Consider the following 13,782-nt stretch of genomic DNA (forward strand, 5'->3'; position numbering starts at 1 on the left):
TTGAATGCTTCGGGGAAGTTGGATCGGAAGTTGTTGCCGGAGCCGGTGTTCGAGGTTGCGGTGTTTAGGGCTCCGGTGACGGCGGTGGAGGAGATCGTTGCGTCGGTGTTTGCCGAGGTGTTGGGTGTTGATCGTGTGGGTCTCGATGACGATTTCTTCGAGCTCGGCGGCAACTCTCTCAACGCCACTCGCACGATCAAACGAATCGCCGATGCTCTCGACACCGAACTTTCGGTTCGAGTTCTGTTCGAAGCATCCACGGTGCAGGATCTCGCAGCGCACGCCGAAAGCCGGACCGGGTCGGGTGGGCGAGTCGCGCTGACCGCGGTCGAGCGGCCAGAGCGGATTCCGCTTTCGTTGGCGCAGCAGCGTATGTGGTTCCTCAACCGATTCGACGGGAGTGCAGCGGCATACAACATCCCGATGGCGCTGCGCCTTCAGGGCGATCTTGACGTCTCGGCGCTGAGCGCGGCGATTTCTGATGTGATCGGGCGGCACGAATCACTTCGAACCGTCTACCCGGAAATCGGAGACGGTCCGGTGCAGGTCGTCAAGCCCGTGTCGAGTTGGTCGGACGAAATCGTCGCAGAACCGACTGGCGTGGACGAACTCGAAGGTGAGTTGGTCGCGCTGGCGTCGACGCGCTTCGACGTCACACGCGAGATTCCGATTCGTATCCGGTTGTTCCAGTTGGCTTCCGACGAATACGTACTCGGTGTCGCGATTCATCATATTTCCGCCGACGGTTCCTCGATGGCACCGTTCGCTCGGGATGTCGTGACCGCATACGCCTCGCGGGTTGCCGGGTACACACCGTCCTGGGCTCCTCTCGACGTTCAGTACGCCGACTACAGCCTGTGGCAGCGAGAGGTGCTGGGCAGTGAGGAAGACGCGGGATCTATTGCTTCGCAGCAGATTGCGTACTGGAGCAATGCTCTTGCCGGGCTGCCTGATCAGCTTGCACTTCCCGCCGACCGGCCGCGCCCCGCGACGCAGTCCTTCCGCGGCGGTTATCTGCACTTCGATATCGATGCAGAGTTGCATGCTCGGTTGAGCGGTCTTGCCAGGGCAAATAATTCGACGCTGTTCATGCTCACGCACACTGCGTTCGCGATGTTGTTGGCTCGACTGTCCGGAACCGAGGACATCGCGGTGGGTACACCCATTGCAGGACGTGGTGAGCGGGCACTCGACGATCTCATCGGCATGTTCGTGAACACCTTGGTGTTCCGTACGCAGATCGACAGCGGCGCGCCGTTCCTCGACCTGCTCGGACGTGTCAGGGAGACCGACCTTCAAGCATTTGCACATTCGGACGTTCCTTTCGAGCGACTCGTGGAGGTGCTCAACCCACCGCGTTCGACCGCTCGTCATCCGCTCTATCAGGTCGGCTTCCTCTTCCAGAACATGGAAACCGGAGGGCTCGAGCTTCCGGGGCTCACCGTCAAGGGCGTCGATATCGACAACGGGGTCGCGCAGTTCGATCTTCAGTTGATCGTCAGTGATCGGTACGACGCGAACGGATCTGCAGCCGGCATCACGTCGATGTTCAGCTACGCGCATGATCTGTTCGACGAGTCGACCGTGCAGGACTTCGCCGATCGATTCGTGCGATTGCTCGCGGAGATCGCGTCCGATCCGTCGTTGACCGTCGGCGACTTCGCGCTGCTGGATTCGTCCGAGAGCGACCGGATCCTGAACCGCTGGAACGAGACCGATCACTCCGTCCCGGGAGTCACTCTGGTCGAACTGTTCGACGAGCAGGTCGGTTCGAACCCGGGTGCGGTGGCAGTGATCGCAGGGAACACGTCGCTGACCTACGCCGAGTTCGATGCACGTGTGAACCGTCTCGCACGCCATCTGATTGCAACCGGTGTCGGTCCGGAGTCGTTGGTCGCGTTGGCAATCGAGCGATCGGTCGAACTGCTGGTCGCCATGTACGCGGTGGTGAAGGCAGGTGGTGGATACGTACCGATCGATCCGAACCACCCGGCGGACCGCATCGAGTACGTGTTGACCATGGCAGATCCGGTCTGCGTCCTCACTGCCTCGACCACTGCGAAGAATCCGGCGTTCGGTGATTCCGTGATCGAGGTGGACACGATCGATCTCGCGTCCTACGCGGAAGCGACGGTTACCGATGCGGATCGGATTGCTCCACTGCGAGTGGGCAACACCGCCTACGTGATCTTCACGTCGGGATCGACGGGGCGACCGAAGGGCGTCGCGATCTCGCATCAGGCGGTGGTCAACCAGATTCTCTGGAAGCGCGATCAGTACAGCCTGGACCGATCCGATGCGATGGTGCTCAAGACCGCGGCAACGTTCGACCTCTCGGTCTGGGAGTTCTGGTCGGCACTGACTTCCGGTGCACGACTGGTGATTGCCGAACCCGAAGGTCACAAGGACCCGAGCTACCTGCTCGACCTGATGACCCGGGAGAAGATCACGACGCTCCACGTGGTGCCGTCGATGCTCGCGATGTTGCAGTCGGCATCGGAAAATGGCCTTCCGGAATCACTTCGTCAGGTGCTTGCGATCGGTGAAGCGTTGCCGGCCGCGACCGCGACCGAGTTCGCAGAACTCAGCGACGCGCAGTTGGTGAATCTGTACGGTCCGACCGAGGCCGCCGTCTCGGTGACAGCGCACGTCGTCGGTTCGGACGATACGACCTCGGTGCCGATCGGTGCCCCCGAATGGAACACGCAGGTGTTCGTGCTCGACACGCGTTTGCATCCGGTCCCCGTCGGAGTCACCGGGGAGCTTTACCTCGCCGGTGCCCAGCTTGCTCGCGGCTATCACGGTCGCGCGGATCTGACGTCGGAACGATTTGTGGCCAACGTCTTCGGTGACGCGGGTTCGCGGTTGTACCGCACGGGCGACCTCGTCCGGTGGACGGAGAACGGCGAACTCGACTACGTGGAGCGCGCCGACTTCCAGGTCAAGATCCGTGGCTACCGCATCGAACTCGGTGAGATCGAAGCGCTTCTTCGCAAGCAGGCCAGCGTGGACTCCGCTGTGGTGGTGGCCAAGTCGGATGCGCGTATCGGTGATCGACTTGTCGGCTACGTCGTTCCTCAAAGCGGGGAAAGCATCGATGTCGAAACCTTGAAGCGGACTCTTGTGGCTGAGTTGCCGAGTTACATGGTGCCGGCGGCATTGATGGTCTTGGACGAACTACCGCTCAACATCAACGGCAAGGTCGATCGCAAAGCCCTGCCCGACCCCGAATTCGAGGCGACCGAATTCCGTGCGCCGACCAACCCCGTCGAAGAGATCGTGGCGGGTGTGTTCGCTGACGTACTCGGTGTGGCGAGGGTCGGACTCGACGACGACTTCTTCGAGCTCGGCGGAAACTCTCTCGTCGCGACGCAGGTCGTGTCGAGGCTGGGTGAGGCGTTGGACGCGCAGATTCCGGTCCGCGTGATCTTCGAGGCGTCGACTGTCGGGGCATTGGCGTCGAGGGTTCTCGAACACGCGGGATCTGGTGGCCGCCCACCGTTGGTGGCTCAGGTGCGTCCGCACGAGATTCCGCTGTCGTTGGCGCAGCAACGTATGTGGGTGCTCAATCAGTTCGACAAGACCTCGGGTGCGTACAACATCCCCGTCGCGATCCGGCTGTCCGGCGCACTCGATGTCGACGCACTTCACTCAGCGGTGTCGGATCTGATCGAGCGTCACGAAGTGCTCCGGACGGTATACCCGGACCGGGGCAACGGACCGGTTCAGATGATCCTGCCTCGCTCCGCAGCGGCGGTGGGACTGGAAGTGATCGCAACCGACGAAGCGTCGGTCGCCGAGCAGGTGGCTGACACAGTTCGCGAGGGCTTCGATGTCACGACAGCCGTTCCGTTGCGAATCCGTCTCTTCGAGGTCGACGAATCCGAGCGGGTCCTCGTCGTTGTCATTCACCACATCAGCGGTGACGGCTTCTCGATGGCTCCGTTGATCAGAGACACCATGGTTGCGTACACCGCACGTACCGGCGGGGAGACCCCGGAGTGGGCTCCGCTCGAGGTGCAGTACGCCGACTACACGCTGTGGCAGCGTGATGTCCTCGGATCGCCGGAGGACGCGGACAGTCAGCTGGGCCGTCAACTCGCGTACTGGGTGAACGAGCTCAAGGGCACTCCGGAGCTTCTGGAACTGCCGACCGACCGGCCGCGGCCGGCGCGGGCCAGCATGCGCGGTGCGGAATTCGAGTTTGCCGTCGATTCCGAGACCACGGACCGGCTCGCGACGATCGCACGGGAGCAGAACTCGACAGTCTTCATGGTGGTTCACACTGCCCTGGCCGTGCTGTTGGCGAAGATGAGTGGATCGAACGACATCGCAATCGGTACGCCGATCGCGGGTCGAGGTGAGCGGGCGCTCGACGATCTTGTCGGGATGTTCGTCAACACGTTGGTCTTGCGAACGGAGATCGCGCCTGCTTCGACGTTCGTCGACGTTCTGGCACACGTGAAGGACAAGGACTTGTCGGCATTCGCCAATGCCGACGTACCGTTCGAGCGGTTGGTCGACGAACTGGGGCGAGAGCGCTCTCACGCATACTCGCCGCTCTTCCAGGTCATGCTCACCTTCCAGAACATGGCTCTCGGTACGTTCCAGCTCCCGGGCCTCGAGCTCTCTGCGGTCGACAACGGTTTCGACCAGGCGATGTTCGATCTGCAGCTCACCGGTATCGAGCAATTCGACGATGCCGGGGTGCTGTCCGGGCTGAGGATGCGTTTCACCTATGCGACCGACCTGTTCGACGAATCGACCATCGCGCTTTTTGCGGCGCGATTCGGGCGGGTGCTCGAAGAACTGGTGACCGATCCCGGGGTCGTGATTCGCACGATCGACATCGTGACCGAGCAGGAACGCGAGGAAGCGAGCGCTGCCGAGCCGAAGTCCGCGGCGGACCTACCCGAACTGGCAGCCGCAGCGGCGGCCGCCGATCCTGAGGCAATTGCGTTCACCCACGGTGATCAGGCTGTCACCTTCGGTGAGTTGTCGACCAAGCTCGTTGCCATGCGTACCGCCATGGGGGCTGCTCTCGCCCCCGATGCTCTGGTTTCTGTGTCGCTCGCCGGACTTGTTCCGGGCATCCTGCCGGCACTTGGCGTCGACGGTCTCGCCACACTTGTGAGCTCGGTGATAGCTGACGCACAGTCGGTGTCAGCGGGCCGTGGGGGTACGGCCGGGTAACATTCAGTATTTGCCCAGTGAACGCCTCCGGCCGAGCAGAACGCTGTGCTCGACCGGGGCGCACTTCACGAAAGTCAGTTGGAGGAAGTGTAGATGTCCGTCGGTATTCCGGGACCGCAGTCGCTGACGATCGAAGATCTGCCGAAGTTGGTGGCTGCAGTTGCGGCGGTAGATCCTGATCGTGTGGCTCTGAGCCACGGTGGAACCGAAATCAGCTACGGACGACTCAATGACGAGTTGGTCACTCTCGACACCGCGATGGGTGGGGCATTGGGGGCGGATGCCCTGGTTCCTGTTGTCGTTTCCACGGTGCTGCCAGAGCTGATCGGCAGCGAGGCCGACGGTCTCGGCGCGGTGGTCGACCGTCTCATCACCGACGGCACTTCGATCGTGGAGGTCGCGTCGGAGTCCGATGCACACGTGACCCTCGCAGGACTCTTCGACGAGCAGGTCGAGCGGACGCCGGATGCGCTCGCGCTGGATTACGCCGGAACGCAGCTCACTTACGCGCAGTTCGACGCGCGGGCGAACCGCCTGGCCCGTGAACTCGTCGCGGCAGGTGTCGGACCGGACAGCCTCGTCGGTCTCGCGATGCGTCGATCGATCGATCTCCTCGTCTCGATGTACGCGATCGTCAAGGCCGGCGGCGCGTACGTTCCACTCGACCCGGATCATCCTGCCGACCGTCTCGCTTACGTACTCGAGATCGCGAAGCCCACGGCTGTGCTCACACGAACGTCCGATGCCGTGGTGCTGCCGCACGGTACGCCCACGCTCGACGTCGACACCCTCGACTTGTCGGGTCGTGCCGAGACAACTGTCACCGACGCCGACCGGTTGGCGCCGCTGCGCGCGGACAACACTGCGTATGTCATCTTCACGTCCGGATCGACCGGACGCCCCAAAGGCGTTGCAGTCTCTCACCGTGCCATCGTCGCGAACCTGCAATGGCGTCAGACCGAGTACGGATTCACTGCCGACGACGTGATCTTGCAGAAGACACCCTTCACTTTCGATGTGTCCGTGTGGGAGTTCTTCTGGCCGCTGCAGGTCGGTGCATCGCTGGTGATCGCGGAACCCGACGGACATCGTGATCCGGTGTACGTGGCTCGCACGATGATCGAGCGCGGAGTGACGGCGGTGCACTTCGTGCCGTCGATGCTCGCCGTGTTCGTCGCCGAACCCCTTGTTGCGCAGGTCAAAACCCTTCGCTACGTGTTCGCTTCCGGTGAGGCGTTGCCGGCTCGAACGGCGGCACGTCTGCGCGAGGTCAGCAGCGCTGGACTCCACAACCTGTACGGCCCGACCGAAGCCGCCGTCGACGTGACTTATTACGAAACCGGCGAGCAGGATCAGGTGTCGGTGCCGATCGGTGCAGCAGTTGCGGACACCGAGCTCCTGGTGCTCGACGATGCGCTGCGGCCCTCGCCGTCGGGTGTAGCAGGAGAGCTCTATCTTGCCGGGATTCAGCTGGCCAGGGGATACGTGTCGCGTCCCGATCTCACGGCAGACCGATTCGTGGCGCGGCCCGGCGCTACTGACGGATCCCGGATGTACCGAACCGGAGACCTGGTGCGCTGGCGCGGTGCCGGAGCGAACCGTCAGCTCGAATACATCGGTCGCACCGACTTTCAGGTCAAGCTCCGCGGTCTGCGCATCGAGCTCGGTGAGATCGAGGCGGCACTGCTCGATTGCGAAGGTGTTTCCCAAGCCGTGGTGATCGTCCATTCGGACGAAACGATCGGTGACAACTTGGTGGCCTACATCGTCGCCGAGGGTATCGATTCTGAGAATCTGACGTCGTCGCTTGGCGAACGGCTACCCGACTACATGATCCCTGCCATGTTCGTCGAACTGGACGAGTTTCCGCTCAACGCCAGCGGCAAACTGGATCGAAAGGCTTTGCCCACACCCGAATTCGCGTCGAAGACGGTTGAGTATCGCGAGCCCGCGACACCCACCGAAGCCGGTGTGGTCGCGATCTTTGCCGATCTACTCGGGCAGGATCGGGTAGGGGCAGATGACGGCTTCTTCGAACTGGGCGGCAACTCATTGCTCGCCACTCGCGTGGTTGCGCGGATCAATGCCGAACACGGCATCGCCATCGACATGCGCAACTTCTTCGACGCACCCACCGCCGCAGAACTTGCCGTCTTCATCGACGAAGCGAAAATCTCAGAAGACCGCAAGGCTCACGTTCCCCTGATCCCTCGCGAGCGCCCCGAGTTGGTTCCGCTGTCTTTGGCACAGCAGCGCATGTGGTTCCTCAATCGATTCGAACCAGAATCGGCAGTCGACCATATTCCGGTCGCGCTGCGGCTCAGCGGAGCGCTCGATGTCGATGCGTTGCAAGGCGCACTCGAGGATTTGATCGAGCGGCACGAGATCCTTCGGACTGTGTACCCGGAGGTCGACGGCGTCGGATATCAGCGCCTGGTCGACATTGCAGCCGTGGTACCGAACCTGACTCCCATACGGGTGGACGAGTCGGCGATCGTCGAGCGCGTGACCGACTTCGTGACTCCGGGATTCGACGTGACCACCGAGGTTCCGATTCGGGCGGCACTCTTCCAATTCGCCGCCGACGAATTCGTCCTCGTGTTCGTCGTCCATCACATCAGCGGTGACGGGTTCTCCATGGGACCGTTGACCAAGGACATCGTTTCGTCTTATGTGTCTCGGACACAGGGAATTTCGCACGATCTTGCTCCGCTGCCCGTACAGTTCGCCGACTTTGCACTGTGGCAGCGCGAGGTTCTCGGCAGTGAAGACGACCCGGATTCTCTGATCACTCGCCAGGTCGACTACTGGCGCCACGCGTTGGCCGGTATCCCCGATCAGCTCGATCTTCCGTCGGACCGCCCGCGCCCGCGCGTCGCGTCGAACCGGGGAGCCGGGCACACATTCACGATCGAGCCGGATCTCCACCAGGCTCTCAATCGAATTGCGCTCGACAACAACGCATCTCTGTTCATGGTGTTGCACAGTGCCGTGGCGATTCTGCTGGCGCGGTTGTCGGGGACTTCGGACATCGTGATCGGCACTCCGGTCGCCGGTCGAGGCGATCAAGCTCTCGACGACCTGATCGGAATGTTCGTCAACACACTCGTCCTCCGCACGGAGGTTGATCTCGAAGCTTCGGCACGGGACATGATTTCGCGGGCGCGCGAATCCGACCTCAGCGGCTTCGGGCACGCCGATGTGCCATTCGAACGACTGGTGGAGGTACTCAACCCCGCCCGGTCTCAGGCACGGAACCCGTTGTTCCAGGTGATGCTCTCGCTGCAGAACTTGGGACAGAGCATGCAGCAAAGTCTGGAGGTTCCGGGACTGCGCATTTCCGGACTGGACGTAGAGTCGTCGGCCGCGAAGTTCGACCTCCAATTCACTGTGTGGGAATCTGATACCGCGGACAAGGTCGGTGGTTTGACCGTCGCACTGGTCTATGCGACCGACCTGTTCGACGAGTCGTCTGCCAAATCAATCGGAAAGCGGTTGATTTCAGTTCTCGAAGCAGTGGTTGCCGATCCCTCGGTTCGGGTTGGTGATGTGGATATGTTCGATTCGGGTGAGCGATCTTTGGTGCTCGAGTCGTGGAATGGCACTGCGCATGAGGTTGCGGATGTGTCGTTGGTGGACGTGTTCGATGCTCAGGTTGCGGCGTCGCCGGATTCGGTAGCTGTGTCGTTCGAGGGTGTTTCGCTGTCATATGCGGAGTTCGATTCGCGGGTGAATCGTCTTGCCCGGTACCTGGTTTCGGTGGGTGTGGGACCGGAGTCGTTGGTGGGTGTGGCGGTACGTCGGTCGGTTGATTTGTTGGTTGCGGTTTACGGCGTGCTCAAGGCTGGCGGTGGGTATGTTCCGGTGGATCCGGATCAGCCTGCGGAGCGCAATGCGTACGTGTTGGAGTCGGCGTCGCCGGTATGCGTGATCAGTACCTCTGACGTTGGATTCGATGCCGGTGTGGTACCGGTGGTCGAGGTTGATGTTGTTGATGTGTCTGGTTTTTCGGATAACTCTGTTTCGGATATCGATCGGGTCTCGCCTTTGCGGTCGGGCAATGCGGCGTATGTGATTTTCACGTCGGGGTCGACGGGGCGTCCGAAGGGTGTGTCGGTTTCGCATGCGGCGATTGTGAATCGGTTGGCGTGGATGCAGGACGAGTACGGGTTGGATTCGTCGGATGTGGTGTTGCAGAAGACGCCGTTCACGTTCGATGTGTCGGTGTGGGAGCTTTTCTGGCCGTTGCAGGTTGGTGCTCGGTTGGTGGTGGCTGTGCCGGATGGGCATCGTGACCCGCGGTATTTGACGTCGGTCATTGTGGGGGAGGGTGTGACGACGGTGCATTTCGTGCCGTCGATGCTCGAGGTTTTCGTGACGGATTCGTCTGTGGCTGCGTGTGTTTCGCTGACTCGGGTGTTCGCGTCAGGTGAGGCGTTGCCGGCGAGTGTTGTTGCCGATGTGTGGGCTGTGTTGCCGGGTGTCGGGGTGCACAATTTGTATGGTCCGACCGAGGCGGCGGTGGATGTGACGTTCCACGAGGTGGTGCCGGCGGATGTTCTGGGGGTGCCGATCGGTGCTCCGGTATGGAATACGCAGGTGTTTGTTCTGGACTCTCGATTGAGTCCGGTGCCGGTAGGTGTTGCGGGTGAGCTGTATCTGGCGGGTGTTCAGCTGGCTCGTGGGTATGTGGGTCGGCCGGATTTGTCGTCGGATCGATTTGTGGCGAATCCGTTCTCGGGTGATGGTGGGCGGATGTATCGCTCCGGTGATGTGGTGCGGTGGACTGCGTCGGGCGAGTTGGAGTACATCGGGCGTAGTGACTTTCAGGTGAAGTTGCACGGTTTGCGGATCGAGCTCGGTGAGATCGAGTCGGTGATTCGTGAGCACGAGTCGGTGTCGTCGGTAGTTGTGGTTGTGCGTGAGGATGTGTTGGTTGCGTACGTTACGGCCGCTGGTGGTGTGGTGGACGTTGACGAGTTGAAGAGAGTTGTTGCGGGTCGTCTGCCGGGTTACATGGTGCCGGCGGTGGTGATGGTGCTGGAAGAGTTGCCGTTGGGTGTGTCGGGGAAGTTGGATCGGAAGCTTCTTCCGGATCCGGTGTTCGTGGCGCGCGAGTTTCGGGCACCGTCGAGTGTCGCCGAAATCGCTGTGGCCGGCGTCTTCGGAGATGTTCTCCGGTTGGAACAGGTCGGTCTGGATGACGACTTCTTCGAGCTCGGCGGAAACTCTTTGGTCGCAACGCAGTTGGTGGCTCGCGTAGGTCAAGCGCTCGACACTCAGGTTCCGGTGAGGGTGTTGTTCGATGCTTCGACTGTCGAAGGTTTGGCAGCGCAGGTTGAGTTGATCGCAGGGGCAGGAGGGAGGACCGCGCTCGTGGCCCGCCCACGGCCGGCGTTGATCCCACTCTCACTAGCTCAGCAGCGAATGTGGTTCCTCAGCCGCTTCGATCCTGATTCTGCCGTCAACAACATTCCAATCGCATTGAATATCAAAGGCGTCCTGAATGTTTCGGCGCTGAGGCATGCGATTTCTGATGTAATCGAACGCCACGAGTCGCTCCGGACCGTCTATCCGGAGCAAGGTGGACAAGGACACCAGGTAGTCCTCCCGTCGTCCGAGGTGCCGGTTGAACTGACACCGAAGGTCATCGACGCCTCGCATATTCACAACGAACTTCTGAGTTTCGCGCTCCAGGGTTTCGACGTGACGTCAACCGTTCCGGTTCGAGTCGGGTTGTTCGAACTTGCAGAGGATTCGTACGTTCTGGCCTTCGTTGTGCACCACATCGCAGCGGACGGCTTCTCGATGCGCCCGTTGACTCGGGATGTCATGGTTGCCTACACCGCTCGGGTTTCGAACGGCGTTCCGAATTGGACTCCGCTCGAGGTGCAGTACGCCGATTATGCACTCTGGCAGCGGGAGGTCCTCGGCGACGAGGACGACCCGGATTCGTTGATCTCGGCTCAGCTGGACCACTGGCGCTCCGTCCTCCGTGATTCTCCGGAAGTGCTTGCGTTACCGGCTGACCGATCCCGCCCGGTCGTCGCCTCGAATCGTGGCGCTACGTATCGCTTCTCCGTCAGCGAAGAGATTCGGTCGAGCTTGGACTCACTCGCACGCGAGCGGAACGCATCGCTGTTCATGGTGGTGCATTCGGCCCTCGCCGTGCTTCTCGCAAGGTTGTCCGGTACCAGTGACATCGTGATCGGTACTCCGGTTGCAGGGCGAGGCGAAAAGGCGCTCGACGATGTGATCGGTATGTTCGTGAATACACTGGTCCTGCGGACTCCTGTTGACCTCGCCAGTTCGTTCAGTGCGCTCGTCTCGGCAACGCGGAGGACAGACCTTCAGGCGCTCGGCAACGGCGATGTTCCGTTCGAGCGGCTGGTCGAGGTGCTCGATCCCACCCGATCGCAGGCACATCACCCGCTGTTCCAGGTCGCGTTGTTCTTCCAGAACATGTCGCAGGATGCTTTGGAGCTTTCGGGATTGGAAGTCTCAGGCGTCGAGTTCGATGCCGGTATCGCGAAATTCGATCTTCAACTTACTCTCGCTCCCCGCGTCGAAGATGCGCTCGAAGACGGCATGTTCGCCGAGTTCGCATACGCCACAGATCTGTTCGACGAGTCGACGATTCGTGGATTCGCCGATCGGTTCACCAGGATCCTCGAACAGGTGGTCGTGGATCCGTCGATCACCGTGGGTGACATCGAGCTGTTGGACGAGGCCGAGCGCGAGTCGCTGTTGACTGCGCGCAACTCCACCGCACATGACGTCGGGAACAGTGAGACATTGGCTTCGCTGTTCGACACTCGCGTTGCGTTGGCACCCGATGCTGTTGCCGTGGTGTTCGACGGCCAGTCGCTGACCTATGGCGAGTTGTCGGAACGTGTGAACAAATTGGCACGCAAGCTGATCGAAGATGGTGTCGGGCCCGAATCGTTGGTGGCCTTGGCGATGCGTCGATCGCTCGATCTGGTAGTAGGTATGTACGCGGTGATCGCCGCGGGCGGAGCCTACGTGCCCTTGGATCCCGATCACCCCGCCGAGCGAATCGGGCACATCCTCACGACGGCCGATCCAGTCTGTGTGCTGTCGACGACGAGGGACGCTTTCGTAGCGCCGAACGGCGCCGACGTGCTGTTGATCGACAATGTCGATCTTTCGAGCTACTCGGCTTCAGTCATTTCCGATGCTGATCGTCGCGGTCGTCTGCATGATGTGAATGCCGCCTACGTGATCTTCACCTCGGGTTCCACGGGCAAGCCCAAAGGCGTTGCGGTGTCGCATCACGCCATCGTGAACCAGGTCCTGTGGATGCAGGATCAGTACGCCATCGGCCCAGAAGACGTCTATTTGCAGAAGACTGCTACGACATTCGACGTCTCGTTGTGGGGATACTTCACTGCGCTTTTGTCCGGTACGAGAGTGGTGCTGGCATCTCACGACGGCCATCGAGATCCCGCGTATCTGGCTCGTCTGATCGAAGATCATCGGGTGACGCTGACGGACTTCGTTCCATCGATGTTGACCGTCTTCGCGACTTCGGTTCCGGAACACGCATTGGTGTCACTGAGGGACGTATTCGTGATCGGTGAGGCATTGCCGGTCGAGACGGTGCGTGCATTCGCTCAGGTGTCGTCTGCAGGCCTGCACAATGTGTACGGCCCAACCGAGGCTGCGGTCTCGATCACCTACTACGAGGTCGATGGATCGGAATCAACAGGGATTCCGATCGGGGTGCCCGAGTGGAACTCGCAGGTCTACGTGTTGGACAGTCGGTTGCAGCCGGTGCCGGTAGGCGTTGCGGGTGAGCTGTATCTGGCCGGTGATCAACTGGCGCGCGGTTACGTCGCGCGACCCGATCTCACCAGTGATCGTTTTGTCGCGAACCCATTTGTGGAGGCGAGCGACACGAACGGTGAAATCAATCCCGGTGGCAGTCGGATGTATCGCACCGGGGACCTGGTGTGGTGGAACACCGCAGGCGAACTCGAGTATGTCGGGCGTACCGATTTTCAGGTCAAATTCCGTGGTCAGAGGATCGAACTGGGTGAGATCGAGTCAGCTCTGCTGGCGCATTCGACGGTAGCTCAGTGTGTGGTCACTGTGGCATCCACCGATATGGGCGATCAGCTGGTCGCATATGTGATCGCGGTCCCGGATTCTGTGATCGACGTAGAAGTCTTGAGGAATGCGCTTCCTGAATCGCTACCTGTCTACATGATTCCGAACGCGATCATGGTCTTGGACGAGTTGCCTCTGAACTCGTCTGGGAAGTTGGATCGGAAGTTGTTGCCGGAGCCGGTGTTCGAGGTTGCGGTGTTCCGGGCCCCGGTCACGCCGGTAGAACAAATTGTCGCTTCTGTTTTCTCGGCGGTACTCGGGGTCGAGCGAGTGGGTCTGGATGACGACTTCTTCGCACTCGGCGGAAACTCTTTGATTGCTACTCGAATGGCCGCTCGGTTGGGGCAGGCGCTCGATGCACAGGTTCCGGTGCGGGTGTTGTTCGAGGCGTCGTCGGTGGAGTTGTTGGCTGCGCGGATGGAGTCGGAGATTGGTTCGGGTGCGCGGGCGGCGTTGACT

Annotated in this window: 2 protein-coding genes; both read left to right on the top strand. The window is 61.1% G+C overall.

The window, feature by feature from the left end; all coding sequences use genetic code 11:
- On the top strand, positions 1-5,193 hold a 5,193-nt coding region (locus ACN50D_RS31005; RefSeq protein WP_419970250.1), incomplete at its 5' end, for an amino acid adenylation domain-containing protein.
- Between the two features lie 93 nt (positions 5,194-5,286).
- The coding region (locus ACN50D_RS31010) for an amino acid adenylation domain-containing protein (RefSeq protein WP_419970251.1) at positions 5,287-13,782 on the top strand (8,496 nt) is incomplete at its 3' end.

The organism is Rhodococcus sp. SB1D, assembly GCF_048573875.1.
In the GTDB taxonomy this organism is placed as follows: domain Bacteria; phylum Actinomycetota; class Actinomycetes; order Mycobacteriales; family Mycobacteriaceae; genus Rhodococcus_F; species Rhodococcus_F qingshengii.